Source organism: Evansella cellulosilytica DSM 2522, assembly GCF_000177235.2.
Classification (GTDB): domain Bacteria; phylum Bacillota; class Bacilli; order Bacillales; family Salisediminibacteriaceae; genus Evansella; species Evansella cellulosilytica.
Genome location: NC_014829.1, coordinates 3159936 through 3180086, shown reverse-complemented (window position 1 = coordinate 3180086; position 20151 = coordinate 3159936). Strand labels below are relative to the sequence as shown.

Genomic DNA, 20151 nt, shown 5'->3' with positions numbered 1-20151 from the left:
GCGTTAACGCTAAAAAAATCGGCGGAAACGTGATGGTGGAGGCATGTCCAACAAATGAGTAACATAAGTATTAAAAATATAGATCTGCTTATAAGGAAGGGGAATGAATTTGCGCGAATTAGAAATAGAGATTATTAGATTTATGACGGGGTTACAGCAACCATTTTTAGACCAGATTGCATGGATTTTAACGTTTCTTGGCAACGAGGAATTTTATTTTATTATATTACCATTTGTTTTTTGGTGTTTATCGAAGTCGTTTGGTATTCGTTTAATTTACGTATTTCTATTATCAGTTTATATTAATGCGTGGTTAAAAGTGATTTTTGCCGTAACAAGGCCTGTTGGTATAGAAGGACTCAATATTAACTCTTTATATGTTGATTCAGCTGAGGTTGGTTCTAGATTTCCTCATGATAGTTTTCCTAGTGGACATGCACAAGGCTCAGCTACTTTATGGGGGTTTATTGCATACCGATTAAATAAACGTGCTTTTTGGATATTTACAATCGTTCTTGTATTTCTTATTTCCATTGCTCGCTTATATACAGGTGTTCATTGGCCTACAGATGTCCTCGTAGGAGTCCTATTAGCGATTGGAATTATCGTTACATATCATTTCGTTGAAAAGGGAATTACAAGCCTTACAGATAGAACAAAACTGATATTATCGATTGTTATACCTTTTATCATGGTCTTATTATTTAATGATAGCGAAGGCTTCGCTTATAGTGGCTTCTTGTTAGGAACTGGAATTGGATATTTTCTTGAAAAGAAGTATGTGAAAATGGTAATACCTTCTGCTTGGATCAAAAAGATACTAGCATATATAATAGGTCTTGCTGGATTATTTGGCTTACAAGCTGGATTAAAAGCAATATTCCCAGAGGGGTCAGCAGCTTTTGATGGACTTCGATACGCTCTAATGGGTATATGGGGATTATGGGGAGCACCATACTTGTTTACTGCCTTGAAACTATACAAGAAAGAACGATAAGAGAAAGGAGTACGATAGGCCTCATGCTTATCGTACTCCTTTTTTAAAATTAACGAGATTGTTCTAAAAGCTATGATACGTGACGATATGCCTTTTTCGTTAATTTGACAGGCCAAGGAAGGTGCATAAACATCACTGCCATTACGATACATAACATCCCTACTACTTGCCAATATGTTACAGTATCTTTAAAAATAAAAACGCCAATTAGTGCAGCGACGACAGGCTCAATCGTGGTAGCGATAGATGCCTTACTAGATTCAATAGATTGAAGCCCTTTTGTATAAAGTAAGTAAGCTAATACTGTAGGGATGATGCCAAGCCCTAAACTAAGTAAAACTGTTTGTGTGTTTATGAAAGAAACACCATGATTGAATAGACCGCTCGTAGGTATAAGTACTAATGTAGCAATAAAAAAGGTATACACTGTCGTTGTTAATGATGAATAATTTGCAAGGGCTATTTTCCCAAAAATGCTGTAAAGTGCATAACCAAACCCAGAACTTAATCCGATGATGAATCCATAAAAGGAAAACATAGTAACATCATTAAATGGAAGTAGTCCGATCACAAGTACGCATCCAATAAAAGTCGTCACTAACGCAATCATTTTTTGTGGGGTAATAAGTTCCTTAAAAAAGATTCGAGACATTATCGTAACAAAAGCTGGGCCCGTATATAAGAGAACTGCAGCAATAGATAAATTCATCTCTTGAATAGCAGTGAAGTAAGCCCAATTGAAAAAGACAATGCTACAAACCCCCGTACCAAAAAAGTATGGAAGGTGCTTCCACTTAATCTTCAGCGAGTGTATATCCTTTATGACGACATAGACTAGTAAAGTAATAAAAGCTACAGTAACCCTTAGCGTAACAACTTCAATAGGAGAGAAGCCAAAAGTATATAGGCCGTTAACAAAAAGTCCAATTGTCCCCCATAGTGAGGCACCAATGACGATCATTAAAAAAGCCATTTTGTACATAAAAACTCTCTCCTATCAATTGTTATATGTGTTTAATTTTTGTCGTGTAGGAATACTTAGTGCTGCGTTTTGAATCGTAATGAACAATAAATAAATAATCACCATGAACAAGCTTACGCTCATTTATCCACTTAGATACGTGAAATGGTATTTTTTCTACAACGATGTGTTTTGCGATATTCTTCTCATTATATTTTAACTCTGAATCAATCGCATGTTGTATTAAGTTATTATGCACTTCTTTTGAAATGCTAGACACCCACCATTTTTTTCGTGGCTTCTGGTTGTAGTGGAGGAGATAGTCGACCTTCATTAAGCCGTCAATTAACGCAAAGTTGTCTACATTTTCCGTTTCAAGAAATTCTTTTAATCTTACGAATAAGTCTTCAAACTGATGTCCAATACGTCCCCAGCCTTTTTTATCCCAATAATCACCGAAAAGTTGGAAAAAGTCAAAAGGAGTTTCAAAGACATGTTCTATTAAGTACTCGACCGTATTATCAAGCCTATGATCATTCCAAAATTTCTCTAATATATCTTCTGCACGTTTAATACGAGTTAATTCTTGGAAGCTCAATACATTGTTAGAAAGTATCTCATACGGTGCATAGTCCATATATTTATATTTATATTGATCTGCCATGGCACGCATTCCGGTACCGCGTAGCATTTTTAAAAAGCCAAGCTGCAATTCTTCTGGTCGCAATGCAAAGACATCGTTGAATGTTTTCTTAAAGGAATCATAATTTTCTTCTGGAAGACCGGCTATTAGGTCAAGGTGTTGATCTATTTTTCCACCTTCTTTAACTAACGTTACTGTTCTAGCTAGCTTCTTAAAGTTTTGACGTCGTTTCACTAGATCGTTCGTAAGATCATTTGTCGATTGGACACCTATTTCGAAACGAAATACCCCAGGTGGTGCATGTTCATTGAGGTATTGTAGCACCTCTGGCCTCATAATATCAGCAGTAATTTCGAATTGGAATTCACAACCGCCATGATTTTCAATAAGAAATTGAAACATCTCCATTGCATAATCTCGTTTAATATTGAAGGTACGGTCAATAAATTTGATCATCTTCGCACCATTTTCAATGAGGTAAAGAATGTCTGATTTTACATTTTCAATATCATAATAGCGTACACCGACCTCTATGGAAGACAGACAAAATTGACATTGGAATGGACATCCACGGCTTGTCTCAAAATAGACTATACGTTTACTAAGTTCGTGACGATCAAAGTCAAAGCGATAAGGGGAAGGAATTTTCGATATATCTAAGTTCGGTCTAGATGGAGTACTGGTGACCTTGCCATCCCTTCTATATCCCAAACTTCCAATAGTCTCAACACTCTCACCTGATTTTAATTGATGGAGAAGCTGTTTAAACGTTTCTTCACCTTCCCCACGTACAATATAATCAACTTCCTCCACTCTTTTTAGCCAGTACTCAGTATCGTAAGAAACTTCTGGTCCACCTAGAACAATTTTTGTGTCAGGTAAAACTTTCTTTAGTAGCTTTACGATTTGGATGGTTTTTTCAATGTTCCATATGTAGCAGCTGAATCCGATGATGTCAGGAGATTTAGAAAATAAATCACTCACGACATTTAATTCGGGATCTTTAATTGTATACTCAACTATTTCAACATCATGCTCCGGGGCAGAATATGCTTTTAGTAATCTTAAAGCGAGACACGTATGAATATATTTTGCATTAAGTGTAGTAACTACGATGTTCATAGGCTTGCCTCCAATTTTCCTAAATATCACCGCTTATCATATCATAAATTGATTTGCGGTGACAGAGAATGACGAAAATGGTTTCTCATCATTAAGTAATCGCGTATGAACTTATAAAGATAAACCCATTCTATGAAGGTTTTCATAGTGATCGTCACGATGCTTTATTGCATTGTTAACCGTTCCTTCTATTTGGAAACCAAGTCTTTCATATAACTTAATTGCCGCGTGATTTGAGCTTAATACTTCTAACTCTATTTTTTCATAGTACGGTGTATTTTTAGCCCATGAAATTGCAGTGTTCATTAATGCCCATCCGATTTGTAAGGAGCGAAATTCCTCTTTTATGATTAGCCCTATATTGCAACGGTGAGCGGTTTTAAGAAATATTTCAGGTTCTATAGTTAAGATGCCAATAATTATATGATTATGTTCAGCAACTAGTGTTAAAGTATGGGGAAGTTGAAGATACCACTCATTTTGTTGAGCCTGCTCTTCTACAGTCATTGTGAAGTCCTTTATTGTCATAACTAGTCCTTTTTCCTCGAACAATACCTCCTTTGTTAATGTATGCATGCCGAGGCCATCGTTAGCCGTTGCAGTTCTAAGTAATACTCTTTGCTTTCGTTTCGTTTCAAAATACTTATGAGATATGTGAGCCAATGAAATCACCTTTTATCCTTTTTCAATACTCTATGATGCTATGAGGTAGAAAGTGTGCTATTTCTTTTGAGAGGATATTTTGCTTTTCGTCAATTTGACGTATGATTAGAATAAGAGGTGATTTGATGAAGTTCGTAAGTTTTACTTATAATGGCGAACCCAATTTTGGTTTAGTAGTTGATGAAGGACAGAAGGTCGTTCCGCTTGGTAACGGTATTATAGCTTCGACAAGTTTTTTAGATTTTCTTTCGGAAGAAGATGGGATGAAAAAAGTAAGAAAAATAGAAGCTGAATGGAATGATGTTGAAGCGTTATCTGTGAAAGATCCTTTATTTAAATGGGAAGCTCCAATACCGAAGCCAAATAGAAACATATTTGCTGTAGGTAAAAACTACATAGATCATGCAAAAGAAATGGGGAGTGAATCAGCCCCATCGTCCCCAGTAATTTTCACTAAAGCACCAACTACAGTGATCGGGAATTATGGTGACATACAATTGCATAGGGGGGTAACAGAAAAGGTTGACTATGAAGGTGAACTAGCCGTTATTTTAGGTCGAGGGGGAAAAGGGATTAGTGAATCTGAGGCTTGGGATTATATATTTGGCTTCACGATAATGAATGATGTAACAGCCAGAGATTTACAAAAGCAACATCAACAGTTTTTTATTGGGAAAAGTTTAGATACTTTTTGTCCAATGGGGCCTTATATCATTGATAAAGAGAGCTTTTATCCGTTTCATGATAAAGAGCTTATAACGAAAGTGAATGGTGAGGTGCGTCAACGAGCTACTTTTGATTTAATGGTTTTTTCTATACCAACAATCATTGAAACGTTAAGTAAAGGAATGACGTTGCAAAAGGGAGATATCATTGCAATGGGTACTCCAAAAGGAACGGGAAGCGGTTATCAACCGCCCAAATTTTTAAAAGATGGAGATACAGTAGAAATTAAAGTCGAAGGGCTCGGTACGCTCGTAAATCAAGTAAGAAACTAATTTAAAACCATTGTCTAGGGATGTCCCCGTAACGGCGAATACAGTAGGACAAAATCACATTTTTCTCCCCAACTCATAATATATCATTGTGCATAATAAAAAGCGTAGATGAAAGGGGAAAAATAATGAGCTGTAACTGCAAGAAACCAATGGGAATTCAAAATAATATGCCACAACCTCACCATAGCTATTATGGAAATATAAACGTACCTCATGCGACAGAAGGAGCTCACATGCATGGCTATCCAATGCAGCCGATGACACCTACACCTTATGGAATGCAGGGCTACGAGGGTATGTCACCACAACAACAGTACGGTCACATGCCAATGACGCCAAACATGGGGCATCCTATCTATGGTCAAATGGAAATGGCTCCTTTGACACATATCAATCAGCACCCTATACAACAAGCTCCAATGCCACAGCAAGGGTTACATGGACATATGGGGCATGGTGCAATGACTGGGCACGGTGCAAATGTTCAACAAGCGCAACATGAAGTAAAGCCTACTAAAGCACAAGTGCCACTTCAAGAATATCCAGAGATGCCAGCACCACCGCAGCAAGCTCCTGTTACACCACCTCATGGAGTTGCAGCACCTGGAATGCTACCTCCTCACGGATATATGCCTATGGATAATGACGACTTTGAATAAAGAAATTGACTCAAAAGGTTGAATTTTACCTTTTGAGTCAATCTCTAAGCAATGTGCAAAGCCGCCGCAATCCTTTAATGCCCTCTATCATTTTTTTATAGTAGTGGAGCATTGCCATGCTTTTTAATAACTTTTGGGACTACCTCAATCTAATCTATAGGGGGGAACAGATAATTTCAAGAGGGATGGTATAACATTACGAATTCTAAATAATGGTCTTTCCTCAATTTACATCAACGATAAAGGTGAATTCCCATTGAGGTAAGGTAACGGTTGTTCGATGTATAATTAATTCAATTGGATATTCTAATGAGTGGGCAAATGACAGCTCAATTAGTTTGCCTGTATTTTTATAGGTTACGTTAGAAAGTAGAGGGTAAACTTTTTGATTTTCTTTTAATTTCATAAAATCATAGGAGATGTTCCTGTTCAACGTCTGTTGGTACTCATCGTATAATTCAAATGAAATATGATTTTTATCAATATTTATATTATGCAAGTGCATATCTCCTAGAGAAAGATTGTCACTTTCATTGTTCGTTATAGTGAACAGGTATCCTTCTTCATAAAGAGATGGTGTAATTGTAATAGGAATCATTAATTTTTTTGAATGAGTATCTAGTTGTGGCGCTACGTCGAGATTAACAAAAAAACTTTCATGATTGTGTATATCGATATTATATTGAGAGATTTTATATGGAATATTATTTTCGTCAAATATATAGCTTGGAAACCGTACTACATAGTCATCAGGTGAAAGAGGTGTGTCATCAACGTGTGTAAATTCAAAGGTTAGTGTAAAAAAATCTTCAAACTCATTAGTTTCAGTATATGTCACCATTAGTGGGAACATCTTAAACTGTTCAAATATTGGAGACTCATGAGAGGAATCAATCATAGAGGGGGCAGGGGAGTAGTGACAGCTAACTAATGTCAGTAATAATATGTATAGAATCGTCTTTTTCATGACACTAGCAGCCTCCTTCTATAATAAACATTATCATTTATTTTAGCATGAAGTAAATGCAATTGGTATGAGGATACGTAGTCAATAGTCTATACAATCAGATTATATTAGACATACATATATAAGAGGTTGACTGGAAAGATGAATGTTACCCTTTCAGTCAACCTTTAACTATGTTCGGGGACACAGCAATCACATAAAAGCCCACTATGAGGTCTAGTGGGCATGCGGAAAGTGTAGCTATTCCATGGCTATTATTAGACATGAATAGCCCCTTCACTTTCAAAATTTTAATAGAATAATGTTAAATGGTTAGATGTTTACTTCATCTTTTGCTTTAATTTTTTCGTTTGCACCAACAAAGCTATCTAACTTTTTCTTTGGAGGCTCCCAGTATTGTTCATTTCCTGGTAGGTCATCGAACCATGCAGCATCCTTCGGGCAATCTAATACCATAAATTTACCATAATCACCATCACGAGATTGATGATATTTTAAGTATGCTTTACCGTTATCAATGGCAAGTACTTCAATTTTACCTGATGTATGACTCATTGATAGACGAACTCTTTTTCCAAGACCAGAAGTTTTCGCTTTTGCAGCTTCAACAGCGTTATAAGCTTCCTCTAGCGTTAACACGAAATCATTATTTCCAGCAACTGGTCTATTAATGAAGAAGTAGTATGGTGTTACACCTGCCCATGATAACTTGTCTAATAATTCTGCAAGCACTTCAGGGTCATCATTAATACCTTTTAATACTGGCGTTTGGTTAACAACGATAGCACCAGCATTATGCAATGCGTCGAAGCCTTTTTTTGCTTCTTCTGTAATTTCTACAGGGTGATTAATGTGTGCCATCACATAAATTCTTTGTTCTGGTGTAGAGTACTCTTTTATGAGATCTAATAATTCCTGGTCTTCGTATATGCGCATTGGGTTAAAGACGGGCATTTTTGACCCAAGACGAATAATTTTTACATGAGGGATCTCACGTAATTGCTCGATAATTAAGCGTAATTTCTTTGTAGCTAAAATGAGTGAATCTCCCCCCGTAAGTAATACATTATTGATCTGAGGGTTGTTCTTAATGTATTCAATACCTGGTTGAACATCAGCCATTGCTTCTTTTATATCGTTTCTGAATAAACGCTTTCGGAAACAATAACGACAGTAAGCACCACAAACTTCGGAAACGATAAGTAACGCAGTAGTTCCGTATTTATGCTGACAGCCAGGAGCGGCATAGTTCGTATCTTCATCGGAAGCATCCCAGCGACCATATTCTTCTAACTCACCTTCATTTGGAATGATAAGCTTTTTTATTGGGTCGTTCGGATTATTCCAATCAATTAGGTTTAAGTAGTAATCGTTTACACGAAAAACAAATTTTTCTGTAATCTTTTTTAGCTTTGCTCGCTCTTCTTCGGGAATTTGCGTAATCTTATCGATATTCATAATGTACTTAGGTTGTGCCATCGATATCTCCTCCTTATTAGTATTATAAATACATGTTAATATTTATAGTTTCATTTAAACATAGACTATAAAATTGGTCAAAAACGGAGTTAAACTTCTAAAATAATGCAAAAATGAAAGATTTCCTTCATATTTCTCGTATTTATGTACGATAAATATGACTCCAGCATAAATTTAAAAAAATTGGTTATAACCCTTCACATACAAGCTCTTTTTTCATAAAATGAAATAAATCCTTCAAAAAAATGAAATCAAGAAGGGAGAAGGAGTAAAAATAATGGCAATTAGAAAAACTCATCATCCTTTCGTAAATTATGGAAAGAAAACAAAGGCTTCATATGAGAATATGAAGGAGGCAAAGAATTACTTGCCCGGGGGAGTTACCGCGAATATTAAACATTTTGCACCGTATCCAATTGTGATGAACAAAGCGAATGGTGCATGGGTAGAGGATGTAGATGGGAATAAATATATTGACTATTTAATGGGATATGGCTCATTAGCGTTAGGACATGGTCACAAAGATATTCGATTAGCGATAAATAAACAACTTTCCGATGATGGAACATTTTTATTTGGCACACCTCATCGATTAGAAGTTGAATTTGCGAAAAGAATACAAGAACATTATCCTTCAATGGAAAAGATGCGTTATACTAATTCTGGGACAGAAGCAACACTATTAGCAATTAGGTTAGCAAGAGCATTTACTGGCAAAGGAAAAATAGCGAAATTCGAAGGACATTACCATGGTGGGTACAATAGCATGCTTTATAGTATTAATCCACCATTATCTGAGGCTGGAGAGGAAGGTGAACCTTTACCAGTTCCAGAGTCTTCAGGGTTAGACACATTTAAAGAAAACGAGCCAATTATATTACCATTTAATCATTTGCATGCAACCGAATCCCTCATTAAAAAGCATGCATCTGAGTTGGCTGCTGTGATCGTTGAACCAGTACAAGGAGGATTTATACCAGCTAAGCAAGAATTCATGGACCTTTTAAGAAAAGTAACAAAAAAGTATGGTATTGTTTTAATCTTTGATGAAGTAAAAACAGGATTTCGTGTATCATTAGGAGGAGCACAAAGTGTATATAATATTTCTCCTGACCTCACGACATTAGGCAAAGCGATTGGTGGTGGTTTTCCAATTGGTTTAGTCGGTGGGAAAGAAAAAATCATGGCAACGAGCAGTCCAAAAGTAGCTGGAGATGTTTTCGATGTTGGTCAAGGGAATAATTCCTCTGCAAAGGACACATTGTTCCATAGTGGAACATATAACGGCCATCCTACCATTTTAGCAGCAGGTTTAGCGACGATTGATCGACTTCAAAAGGAGTTTTCTATCGTAGAAGAGAATACTACAATATTGAGAAGAAAACTTGAACATGTCGCAAAAAAAGCAAATGTACCAATTAAGACTGTTGGCATAGGTACGATATTTAGTGTACTATGTACCCGTGAAAAAAATATTTATAACTATCGAGACCTACAGAAGACGAATCTGCCGCTAAGAAAAGAGATTGATTATCATCTGTTAGATGAAGGAATATATACGAAACCTTTAAACCGTTATAGTCTATCTACTGAACATGGAGAAGAAGAACTAAACAAAACGATAAACGCATACGAGCGAGTGCTAAATAGCAGATTAGAAGATGGAGGGCGGTCTTAAAAAGGGGGAAGTACTTTGTTAGAAAGTGATGTCTATAAACGAATAGTACAAAATAGAGAAAGAATGAGTAAATCTCACAAAAAAATAGCTAATTACTTAATAAAAAATCATGAAACAGCTCCATTTTTAACCGCATCAAAACTAGCGAAAAATGTTCAAGTAGGAGAAGCGACTGTCATTCGTTTTGCTTTCTTTTTAAATTACAAAGGCTACCCAGATATGCAGCGTCATCTACAGGAAGCATTACAAAGAAAGATGACTTCAGCCGAAGTATTAGCGCGAACAACCGATGAAAATGATGAAACAAAGCACGTTATTTCAGAGGTGCTGTCAGATGATATTCAAAATATAAAAATGACCCTTAATCAAGTAGACCCTGCTGTTTTTGAAAATGCAGTAGAACAAATTATAGAAGCAAAACGAATTTATATCATTGCATATAGAAGTGCAACGAGTATAGGGTCTTTTTTAGAGTTCTATTTAGATTTAGTTTTGCAAAATACTGAGCTCATACGTCAAGCTGATGGCGTGTCTGAACACGTACTCGATATAACAGATGAAGACTTAGTCATTGGATTAGGCTTTAATCGATATACGAAAAGAACAGTAGAAGTATTAAAATTTGTAAAACAGCAAGGAGCCAAGACATTAGTTATTACTGACCATTTAATGAGTCCATTAGTCCCGTACGCCGATATTAAGCTCATTGCTTCTACAGAAATTAACTCTTTCATTGATTCGTTTGCAGCGCCTATGAGTATCTCAAGTGCTTTAATAACAGCATTAACGAGATCAGAGCATAAAAAGGTTGAAAAACGATTAGAGGAGCTTGAAGGGTTATGGGATACGTTTGATGTATTTTATGATTAGTAAAAGGGAGCCACAGTAGGTTTATTACCTATTGTGGCTCCCTTTTTTTGTATAAATTTTCACCTTATGTTGTTATATGATTTCTATTTTCACCGTTTTCATCATTATGCTTTTTCTTACGTAACCATTGAATGATCCCTACCAATACTAATAGGGCTAATCCTGCTAATTCAACAGGTAAATTCTCTGGAACAATTAGCATAATTCCAGCAGCAAATAATAATATTCGTTCATACCATATCGGGTTATAAACAAAGTAATTCATCATTGCAGCACTTATTGCTGCCATTCCGAGTAATGCAGTAATAAGAACAGGAATTAAGGTCAGTAATGTTGCATCCTGTAATAATAATACCGGGTTATAAACGAACACGTATGGAATAATAAATGCCGCTATTGCAAGTTTAAAGGCGGTGACCCCAGCCTTCATTGGATTCGCCTTGGCTATACCAGAACCAGCGTAAGCAGCTAAACAAACTGGAGGAGTAATATCTGCGACAATTCCAAAGTAAAAGACAAAGAAATGTGCTGCGATAGGCTCGATTCCAAATTGAATGAGAGCAGGTGCTGCCATAGTTGCGGTAACAACATAGTTTGCCGTTGTTGGTAACCCCATTCCTAGTAATATACAAGCAAACATAGTGAAGAACAATAGTAAAAATAAGCTATCACCAGCCATATTGATGAGACCGCCAGCAATTCTTGTTCCTAATCCAGTAAATACTACAACTCCAACGATAATACCAGCTGTGGCACAGGCAGCAATAACAGGTAATGCGACTCTTGCCCCTTGTTCAAGAGCATCGATGATATCTCTTGGTTTCATTCTAGTATCTTTCCTAAAGAAGCTAACTAAAAAGGCGGCACCAATACCATAAAGTGCAGCTGTAGTAGCTGTAAATCCTAGAAGTAGCATCGATATTATCGCTACGAGAGGAGCTAATAAATATATTCTCTTAAAAATGCCTCTCAAAGTTGGAAGCTGATCTTTTGGCAATCCGGTAATTCCATGCTTTTTCGCCTCAAAATGTGTTCCGAAAAATACACCGGTAAAATATAAAATTGCTGGAATTATGCCAATGATAATAATATCGCTGTACGAGACGCTTTCAACATACTCAGCCATAATGAAAGCTGCTGCCCCCATAATTGGTGGCATAATTTGACCACCTGTAGAAGCGGATGCTTCGGCTGCTGCTGCAAATTCGGGTTTAAATTTTGCTCGTTTCATCATTGGAATTGTAAAGGAACCGGAAGACACTGTATTTGCTACAGAGCTTCCTGTAACCATCCCTTGCATAGCAGAAGCAGCTACTGCAGCCTTTGCAGTACCACCAGTATATTTTCCAGTAGCCCCAAAAGCCAAATCGTTGAAATATTGGCCAACCCCTGTTTTTGTTAACATGACACCGAAGAAAAGAAATAAAAATATAAAGGTTGATGATATTTGAATAGGAGTACCAAAAATGGCATCGGTTGTATAAAATAATCGCTGAGCAAGTCGATCCCAACTAAATCCAGTATGGCCGATATAGGGGAGATTGGTGCCAAATAAGCCATAAAGAATGGCGACCCCTGCAATGACGATAATCGGAACCCCTACCGCTCGCCTTGTTGCTTCAAATAAAAGAATAATACCTATTGTTGCAACCGCAATATCAATGGTAGTATAGCCTAGAAGTATTGCCGGACCAGTAATCCAATCATACCGGAATAAAATGTAATATGTAGATCCCATGGCAAGAAATGCTAGTAGTACGTCATACCAAGGGACACCGCTTTTTTTAAGGCCTATTTTACGAGCTGGGTATAGAAGAAAAATTAAACCTAGCGCGGTACCTAAATGAACTGCCCCTTGCATTCTATAACCTAAAGGCCCTATTTGTGGGAACGCTCGATATAGATGAAAAAGGGTTAAAGAGATAGCTATAAAGGATATAACCCATTTCCATTTCCCTGTATTTCGTCTATAAGCTGACTCTCTATCAAATTTTGAGAGCATTTCTTGCTGTTGTTCTTCTGTTAAAGCTCCTTTTACTTCCATGTGTTCACCACCTAATCCGATTTCTAGTAAAACCGACGAAAAAGTAGGATAGTTCCTGCTTTTTCGTCGATGCCTACGTGAAATAATTTCTCATATAATTTTTCTTTTATGTTACTATGTCTCTTTTTTATCACATTATGATGATGATGAAAAGGGAATTTTTTTGAATTGTTAACAAGACAGCTTGAATGGTTAAAGTGTTTAAAAACGGTCGGACCCGGAAGTCCGACCGTAGTTACTTAAATTTAAGATGTTTACTTTATCTAATTAGTCAAGTAGTCCAGCTTCTTGGAAATATCTTTCCGCACCAGGATGCATAGGAAGTCCTTCATGACCTAATAAAGCATTTTCTTTCGTCAAGTGTGCACCTTGAGCATGCGAGATTTGATCTCTGTTTTCAAAAAGAGCTTTTGTAATTTCATAACCAAGATCTTCATCAACTAGGTCTGTAGAACCTACAAGAATCGCATAAGCAGTAAGTGCAACTACAGGCTCCTCAAGAAAATCGTAAGCATCAGCTGGAATTTCATATGCTTCGTATCCGCTGTTTGCTTCAATGTATTCCATTGCTTCAGAGCTGATAGAAATCATACGAATATCGCGTTGAGCAGCTAACTGCTCAATACCACTAGCTGGTAAACCTAGTAATCCAAAAGAAGCATCTAGACTACCATCTTGGATACGTCCTGCAGCTTCACCAAATCCTTCATCACTTTCAGTATAATCGCCTTCTTCAAGACCATATGCTTCAAGAATCAGTCTAGCTGCGGCACGTGTACCACTACCAACAGGTCCAGTGTTTACAGTTTTACCTCTAAGGTCCTCAATCGACTCAATTCCAGAATTTTCTTGAGTGACAATTTGCATAATCTCAGGATAAATATGTCCCATGAAACCGAAGTTATCAATTTCAACACCATGGAAATCACCGTCTCCAGTAAGTGCGTCTAAAGCTGGTAAGTGTACTGTCATACCTAAACCAAAGTTACCTTGGCCAATTTCAGCAAGGTTCTCAACCGATGCACCAGTTGCGACTGCATCGATCGTTAGGTCGAAGTTTTCGATGTTATTGTTAATAACCGTTGCCATTTCTCCACCTAGTGGGTAGTATGTACCACCAGTTCCCCCTGTACCCATTTGAAGGTTGATAGCACCGCCATCAGCAGCTGCATCATCATCTTCCTCTTCTTCAGTAGCATCATCTGTTTCTTCAGTTTCTGGTTCGTCACCACCAGCGTCGTCTGTTGTGTCATCGTCTCCTTCTCCACAGGCAGCTAATAATAAAATACCTGCAAGAAGAATCGCTAAAATGGAATAAAACTTCTTATTCAAGATACATTCCCCCTTAAAGATATTAGATTGTATCAACAATTGCATAATAAATTGTTGATATTCTATTTAATTTAACCAAAATTTGAACAAGTTGTCAAAACTTACTCACAAAAACCGAGTAAGAAAAACTAACAAATTTTGCGAAAATTGTTGAAATAGCAATGTTTTTGCAAAATGTGATCTATTGAACACCTTTGTTGCACGGAAAAGATTATTAAAATAATGAGCTCGTCATAACATGAATAAAGTGAATAAAAATACAAATGCGTGTATGATGACTAACTGTTTTTTCCTTCTTCATTTACAAAGGACATCGTTACCCACTTTTTTGAATTCCATCTTCTAAGCATAAGTATTCCTCTTATCCACTCATCTAATATCATTGCAATCCAGACTCCGATTAGTCCAAGACCAAACATAATACCAGCAGTATAAGAAACTGTTACAGACACGCCCCACATACAAATAATACCGATATAGGCTGGATATCTGACGTCTCCTGCTGCCCGAAGTGCATTGATTACAATGAGGTTAAATGCTCTACCAGGTTCAAGAATGATTGAAATCAATAATAAAAGACTTCCTATTTGAATAATTTCTGGATTTGAAGTGAATAGGGATAGTAATGTTTCTCTAAATAAGCTTAATGTAATCATAAAGAACGTTGATATCGCAACACCTATCCACAAACTTTTTAAACATCTTTCATAAGCTTTATTAATCTGTTTTTCACCTACTAAATAGCCAATTAATATTTGTGTGCCTTGACCGATAGCAATGGAAAATAACATCGCAAACATGATGATATTAAAAGCATACACTCTCGTAGTAAGCTCCACTGTTCCCATTGTGGCAATAAATGCCGTAATGACCATTTGTGATAAATTGTAAGCTAATTGCTCACCTGCAGATGGGATACCAATTTTTAAGAGCTGCTGAATTTCCTCTTTAGGGAATTTTTCAAATAGATAATTCCAAGGCAAATACCCATTTACTCTTTTATAAAGACAAATAAAAAGAATAACTAAACCAATAGCACGACTTATTGCAGTACTTATTGCGACTCCAGTAACACCTAGCTCTGGCGCACCAAATGCACCAAATATGAGGACATAGTTTCCGATGACATTCAATATATTCATTCCGAGTGTGACGTACATGGCATCCTTCGTAAAACCGTAGCTTTTTACGACTGCACCTAGCGTCATGATAACGGATTGAATAAAAAGGGTTCCGCCAACAATTTGTAAATAAATAAGGGAATCAGCTATTAACTCTTCAGGAATGTTCATAGCTAATAATACAGGCTTTCCAAATAATAATAGTGAAAGACTAAGTAAAATTCCAAATAATAAATTAGCTGCAATGGAAACAACCGAAATTTGACTAGCTTTTTCCTTTTTCTTAGCCCCTATATTTTGAGCAATAAGTATCGTTGTTCCAGCTGCAACAAACCCAAACATGACGATGATGACACTCATAATTTGATTAGAAACACCCACTGAGGCAACGGCATTATCATTGTATTGGCTTAACATGATAGTATCTACATTCCCCATCAACATGTGGAGAAGGATTTCTACAAAAATTGGCCAGGTTAGGGCGAAAAGGGTTATCTTAGCTGCTTTTTCTTTATTTGATGACATTTTGCCCCCTCACTTCCTTTATATAATTGTACATTTACTTTGAACATACTTTATAATAATAAACGATGCTTAATAAGTATTGTTGTGTAAAAATCGATAACAATTGTACAAAAACGATGTGAGAGGAGAACATAATGGAAATACTAACTTTTACAATACCTCCACTCCCAACATTTATTACAGGAGGGAATGCGACTTTTAGAAAGGGAGAACAGCACTTTCAGAGAATATTTCATATTTTCGACCTTATTTACGTCGTTAAAGGAAAAATATATATGAAAGAAGCAGGAGAAAAATATGAGGTGAAAGAGGGACAATACATCATTTTGGCCCCGGGATTAAAGCATGGAGGTTACGAGCGCTGTGAAGAAGAAGCGATATATTATTGGATACACTTTACTTTACCAAATGACTACGAATTAAAGAAGAAACATGATTTTGATTGGTCAAATGTTATTATTAAAGAGAGTACATTGGTAGAAGCGCCTGAGTATAAATTACATATTCCAAGGTACGCGGCTTTTCGTAACAAGGAAAGAGGTATCCAAGCTATCCAGTCTATTTTAGAGTTAAATGATTCAAGTGATCCAGCTGAAAAAATGAGACAACAGCTTTTATTCGGGGATTTAATGATTCAATTACAAAAGGATGCTGTAGAGCTGCCAACGAGTGCTCAAAATGTAACAGACGAAGTTGTGCGCTATATAAAAAGGAATTACTTAATTGAAGGTTTTACTGTAAAAGAAATGGCGCAAGAGCTACTATACCACCCAGACTATATTACACGGTCAATGAAAAAGGTGATAGGGATGACCCCAATTCAATTTTTAAATCATTATCGATTGTCCATGGCAAAATCAAAAATTATCCGTGGTAATCATGACCTAGATACAGTAGCAAGAGAATGCGGTTTTTCTGATGTAAGTTATTTTTCAAGGATATTTAAGAAAAAAGAAGGAATGACACCTGGACAATATCGAAGAATGAGTAGAACATATGAAAAGGAACCAAAAATGTAATCGTTCACGTTCTTTTAAATATATGATACTTTAATAGAAGATAGATTAATTATTTCATACGACATAGAGGGTGGTTTCTGTTGACTAAAAGCAAGTTGTTTCGTGGTTTACTGTATACGATATTAATTCTTATTATTATTTATTTAGCTACATTAGTGTCTTTTATTTTTCGACCTTTAGTAGTTTTTGTACAAACAGTATTTATCCCTTTTCTAATAGCTGGTGTTTTGTTCTATTTACTAAGGCCCATTCTCATCTTTTTACATAATCGTAAAGTACCTAAAGTTATAGCTATCTTGATCATATATGTACTACTTATTGGTGTCTTAACAGGGCTAGTCTTTCTCATAGGTCCAGCATTACAAGCGCAGCTAATGAACCTTATTGATAATATGCCATTTTTAGTTAATGAAGTTAGAAAAGTAATTTTTGATCTTTCAGAAATTGAGTGGCTTGCCCAATTCCAAGATTTTGAGAGCTTTTCTATAGAAAGTATCAGTGAAAATATAGCAGGCGTTTTAATGGATACGTTTAATTTCATATCTATGAATATTGCTAGCTTTCTTGGTGCTTTAACAAACACCTTATTTACGATTATTCTCATTCCTTTTATGTTGTTTTACATATTAAAGGATGGTCATAAAGCACCAAATCAAGTGTTACGCTTTTTTCCTGAAAAACAACAAATCGAAGGAAAGCGTATTTTAAGTGATATGGATAAGGCACTTAGCTCATTTATTCAAGGGCAAATTATCGTTAGTTTATGTGTCGGTATCCTGATGTTTATTTCCTATACTATTATTGGGTTAGAATATACGCTTATTTTAGCTTTAATAGCAATGGCTACGAACTTAATCCCTTTCATTGGTCCATGGATTGGGGCAGTGCCGGCAGTTATCGTAGCACTTATTGCATCACCTATGACCGCGTTATGGGTCATTGTTGCAATCGTAGTTGTTCAGCAAATTGAAAGTAACTTGATAGCACCGCAGGTTATGGGCAGAAAGCTTGCTATTCATCCTTTGACAATTATTATACTTATTTTAGTTGCGGGACGTTTTGCTGGTTTTATTGGATTCTTAATTGCAGTTCCTACGTATGCAGTAACGAAAGTTGTCGTAAGTCACACGTACAGGTTATTGAAATTACGCAAACAAAACCTAGAAGAGACTAGAAGAATGAATGAAGAAAAAGGCCTTTAAAGATTTTTATCGAAAAGGCTTAAAGAATAAAAGTGTTTTTTCTTTCTTAGCCGAGTGTAGATTTTTGCAACGTTCCTCATTTTTATATAGTATTATCGTTAGTGATGATAGGAGGGATTATGATGAGTTTTGACCAAGATGGAATTAAACAAATTGATGTTGACGAACTAAAAGCGTTAGTAAAGTCTCCGAAAGAAGATACAGTACTAATAGACGTAAGAGAACCAGAGGAATATGAAAGTGGTCACATTCCAGGAGTACCGTTAGTTCCAATGCACACGATTCCAAATTTGATTGATGGTTTTCATAAGGATAAAGAATACGTGTTTATTTGTAGGAGCGGCAACCGTTCGCAAAATGTTTCTTTATTCTTAAATGAAAACGGAGTTGGAAAAGTAACAAATTTTAATGGTGGCATGCTATCTTATGATGGAGAAACTGTTAATGGTTCTGAAATTCATATAACTTCTGTAGACGAGTTAAAAGGCTGGAAAAAGTAAAGAAGAGGGAGACTCCATAGGTGAATTTTAACCTGCTGGAGTCTCCCTTTCTGCATTGTGAGGACTTTTAATGCTTTAGTAACATGTATTTGTATAACAATATAAAAAGGCGATGGATACGCCATACGAATTATTATGTTGTTGCAATAGTAACCCTTCCCATACTATATAAAGAAATGGAATTGGAGACAGAAAAATGCTTTTGAAGAAACGATGAGTACATACTGCAAATAGTGGCTTTATCTATTGGTAAAGATAGATAAAGCCACTTTTATATTTGCTTGAATAATGTTACCTTATTAAAAAAGAGAAATAAAATAATAGATAATTCTAGTTACTTTAATTGAGTGTAAGATTGACAAGGATAAGATACATAGATTACTAAAAGATGGAACCTTATTTTACAAGAGAGGGTGTAAAACATGCATCACTATAAAAAAATAAGATATACGTTTGTTACGATAGAAGATACATTACCATTATTTGTAGAGAGTGTAGGTTTTAACCCGGCAGAGCAAGACTTTGTAAGAGAAGAAGGGTACCCATACTATCATTGGCTTCAAACGGTTGAGGGGCAAGGACGATTTCACTTTAATGGAAATGAATATGTGCTTCCAGAGGGAAGGGGAGTACTATTAAAACCTTATACGCCTCATTCGTATTTTACTTATGGGAAAAAATGGTCAACTATTTATGTAACATTTGGTGGTGCATCGATCATCTCGATTCTTGATTCGTTGAAATTAAACTTTTCAACACTATACACAGAAATGAAACAAGAAACGTTTATCGATTTAATAATGAACATGATCAATATTACAAGAGAGAAGTCCGAGTTTTCAAAGTTGGAATTATCGAGCTGTTTATATCAATTCCTTATTAATCTTAGAAAATATGGTAAAATAAACAATCAGCCATCCTTATCACATTTTTATGATAAAATTCGTCCAATAGTAGAGTGGCTTGAAACCGTCTATGCCGAAGATATAGGACTACAGGATATGGCTGAACACTTGAATGTAAGTTCACAATATTTAAATCGTCTATTTCAAGATACTTTTAATGTAAGCCCTTACTCCTTTTTGATCCAGTTAAGGATAAGGAAAGCAAAGGAAATTTTAATCCATAGCCCTGACACACCATTGAAGAACGTAGCCTTTCTAGTTGGTTTTAATGATGTTAGTAATTTTGTAGCTACATTCAAAAAAAAGGAAGGCATTACACCTAAAAAATATCGGAATTTACTAGTAAAGAACAAAACTATGAACTTAAAAAGTGAGAGAGCCTAGAAAGGAATATACCTTTCTAGCTTTTTTTATGCATTTTATCGGGTTCTATCAATGTCTTTTATTGGTTAAAGATGAAGGATAT

General features: G+C 36.0%; 17 protein-coding genes. 9 read left to right on the top strand and 8 right to left on the bottom strand.

What is annotated here, in order from left to right; all coding sequences use genetic code 11:
- Window positions 1-103 precede the first annotated feature (103 nt).
- Entirely contained in the window at window positions 104-997 is an 894-nt protein-coding gene (locus tag BCELL_RS14760; protein ID WP_013489564.1) for a phosphatase PAP2 family protein, read from the top strand.
- Window positions 998-1067: 70 nt separating this feature from the next.
- On the opposite strand, the gene BCELL_RS14755 is transcribed toward BCELL_RS14760, so the two are convergent.
- The 3 genes from BCELL_RS14755 to BCELL_RS21720 form a co-directional block, all read right to left on the bottom strand.
- Complete coding sequence (locus BCELL_RS14755) at window positions 1068-1979, bottom strand: DMT family transporter (RefSeq protein WP_013489563.1); 912 nt, start codon at window positions 1977-1979, stop codon at window positions 1068-1070.
- 22 nt (window positions 1980-2001) lie between these two features.
- Window positions 2002-3723, bottom strand: coding sequence for a B12-binding domain-containing radical SAM protein (locus BCELL_RS14750; RefSeq protein WP_013489562.1), 1722 nt, complete (start codon window positions 3721-3723; stop codon window positions 2002-2004).
- 111 nt (window positions 3724-3834) lie between these two features.
- Complete coding sequence (locus BCELL_RS21720) at window positions 3835-4386, bottom strand: GNAT family N-acetyltransferase (protein ID WP_049786649.1); 552 nt, start codon at window positions 4384-4386, stop codon at window positions 3835-3837.
- Between the two features lie 125 nt (window positions 4387-4511).
- On the opposite strand from BCELL_RS21720, the gene BCELL_RS14740 reads away from it, so the two are divergent.
- A complete protein-coding gene (locus tag BCELL_RS14740) occupies window positions 4512-5384 on the top strand; it encodes a fumarylacetoacetate hydrolase family protein (RefSeq protein ID WP_013489560.1) in 873 nt (290 codons plus the stop codon).
- Between the two features lie 125 nt (window positions 5385-5509).
- Entirely contained in the window at window positions 5510-6043 is a 534-nt protein-coding gene (locus BCELL_RS14735; RefSeq protein ID WP_013489559.1) for a hypothetical protein, read from the top strand.
- Between the two features lie 223 nt (window positions 6044-6266).
- On the opposite strand, the gene BCELL_RS14730 is transcribed toward BCELL_RS14735, so the two are convergent.
- A complete protein-coding gene (locus BCELL_RS14730; protein WP_013489558.1) occupies window positions 6267-7010 on the bottom strand; it encodes a hypothetical protein in 744 nt (247 codons plus the stop codon).
- Window positions 7011-7322: 312 nt separating this feature from the next.
- The gene (locus BCELL_RS14725; protein ID WP_013489557.1) at window positions 7323-8489 is read right to left on the bottom strand and encodes a KamA family radical SAM protein; all 1167 of its coding nucleotides are present in this window, start codon (window positions 8487-8489) and stop codon (window positions 7323-7325) included.
- 277 nt (window positions 8490-8766) lie between these two features.
- Between BCELL_RS14725 and BCELL_RS14720 the strand changes: the two genes are divergently transcribed.
- Both BCELL_RS14720 and BCELL_RS14715 read left to right on the top strand, forming a co-directional pair.
- A complete protein-coding gene (locus BCELL_RS14720) occupies window positions 8767-10167 on the top strand; it encodes an aspartate aminotransferase family protein (RefSeq protein ID WP_013489556.1) in 1401 nt (466 codons plus the stop codon).
- A gap of 15 nt (window positions 10168-10182) precedes the next feature.
- The gene (locus BCELL_RS14715) at window positions 10183-11037 is read left to right on the top strand and encodes a MurR/RpiR family transcriptional regulator (protein ID WP_013489555.1); all 855 of its coding nucleotides are present in this window, start codon (window positions 10183-10185) and stop codon (window positions 11035-11037) included.
- A 64-nt stretch (window positions 11038-11101) separates the two neighbouring features.
- Here the strand turns inward: BCELL_RS14715 and BCELL_RS14710 are convergent, their stop codons facing one another.
- The 3 genes from BCELL_RS14710 to BCELL_RS14700 all read right to left on the bottom strand — a co-directional run bounded on the left by BCELL_RS14710 (window position 11102) and on the right by BCELL_RS14700 (window position 16059).
- Entirely contained in the window at window positions 11102-13081 is a 1980-nt protein-coding gene (locus BCELL_RS14710) for a TRAP transporter permease (protein ID WP_013489554.1), read from the bottom strand.
- A 267-nt stretch (window positions 13082-13348) separates the two neighbouring features.
- A complete protein-coding gene (locus tag BCELL_RS14705; RefSeq protein ID WP_013489553.1) occupies window positions 13349-14413 on the bottom strand; it encodes a TAXI family TRAP transporter solute-binding subunit in 1065 nt (354 codons plus the stop codon).
- Window positions 14414-14691: 278 nt separating this feature from the next.
- Window positions 14692-16059, bottom strand: coding sequence for an MATE family efflux transporter (locus tag BCELL_RS14700; RefSeq protein WP_013489552.1), 1368 nt, complete (start codon window positions 16057-16059; stop codon window positions 14692-14694).
- A 134-nt stretch (window positions 16060-16193) separates the two neighbouring features.
- On the opposite strand from BCELL_RS14700, the gene BCELL_RS14695 reads away from it, so the two are divergent.
- The 4 genes from BCELL_RS14695 (at window position 16194) to BCELL_RS14680 (ending at window position 20069) form a co-directional block, all read left to right on the top strand.
- Window positions 16194-17078, top strand: coding sequence for a helix-turn-helix domain-containing protein (locus BCELL_RS14695; protein WP_013489551.1), 885 nt, complete (start codon window positions 16194-16196; stop codon window positions 17076-17078).
- 80 nt (window positions 17079-17158) lie between these two features.
- Window positions 17159-18280, top strand: coding sequence for an AI-2E family transporter (locus BCELL_RS14690; RefSeq protein WP_013489550.1), 1122 nt, complete (start codon window positions 17159-17161; stop codon window positions 18278-18280).
- 119 nt (window positions 18281-18399) lie between these two features.
- The gene (locus BCELL_RS14685) at window positions 18400-18780 is read left to right on the top strand and encodes a rhodanese-like domain-containing protein (protein ID WP_342633085.1); all 381 of its coding nucleotides are present in this window, start codon (window positions 18400-18402) and stop codon (window positions 18778-18780) included.
- 422 nt (window positions 18781-19202) lie between these two features.
- Entirely contained in the window at window positions 19203-20069 is an 867-nt protein-coding gene (locus BCELL_RS14680; RefSeq protein WP_013489548.1) for an AraC family transcriptional regulator, read from the top strand.
- Window positions 20070-20151 lie beyond the last annotated feature (82 nt).

What these genes read in the sequence shown, in the direction of transcription:
- BCELL_RS14740 (WP_013489560.1), top strand. Translation starts at nt 4,512, where the DNA reads ATGAAGTTCGTAAGTTTTACTTATAATGGCGAACCCAATTTTGGTTTA.
- BCELL_RS14725 (WP_013489557.1), bottom strand. Translation starts at nt 8,489, where the DNA reads ATGGCACAACCTAAGTACATTATGAATATCGATAAGATTACGCAAATT.
- BCELL_RS14720 (WP_013489556.1), top strand. Translation starts at nt 8,767, where the DNA reads ATGGCAATTAGAAAAACTCATCATCCTTTCGTAAATTATGGAAAGAAA.
- BCELL_RS14760 (WP_013489564.1), top strand. Translation starts at nt 104, where the DNA reads ATGAATTTGCGCGAATTAGAAATAGAGATTATTAGATTTATGACGGGG.
- BCELL_RS14750 (WP_013489562.1), bottom strand. Translation starts at nt 3,723, where the DNA reads ATGAACATCGTAGTTACTACACTTAATGCAAAATATATTCATACGTGT.
- BCELL_RS14735 (WP_013489559.1), top strand. Translation starts at nt 5,510, where the DNA reads ATGAGCTGTAACTGCAAGAAACCAATGGGAATTCAAAATAATATGCCA.
- BCELL_RS14695 (WP_013489551.1), top strand. Translation starts at nt 16,194, where the DNA reads ATGGAAATACTAACTTTTACAATACCTCCACTCCCAACATTTATTACA.
- BCELL_RS14700 (WP_013489552.1), bottom strand. Translation starts at nt 16,059, where the DNA reads ATGTCATCAAATAAAGAAAAAGCAGCTAAGATAACCCTTTTCGCCCTA.
- BCELL_RS14680 (WP_013489548.1), top strand. Translation starts at nt 19,203, where the DNA reads ATGCATCACTATAAAAAAATAAGATATACGTTTGTTACGATAGAAGAT.
- BCELL_RS14685 (WP_342633085.1), top strand. Translation starts at nt 18,400, where the DNA reads ATGATGAGTTTTGACCAAGATGGAATTAAACAAATTGATGTTGACGAA.
- BCELL_RS14710 (WP_013489554.1), bottom strand. Translation starts at nt 13,081, where the DNA reads ATGGAAGTAAAAGGAGCTTTAACAGAAGAACAACAGCAAGAAATGCTC.
- BCELL_RS14730 (WP_013489558.1), bottom strand. Translation starts at nt 7,010, where the DNA reads ATGAAAAAGACGATTCTATACATATTATTACTGACATTAGTTAGCTGT.
- BCELL_RS14755 (WP_013489563.1), bottom strand. Translation starts at nt 1,979, where the DNA reads ATGTACAAAATGGCTTTTTTAATGATCGTCATTGGTGCCTCACTATGG.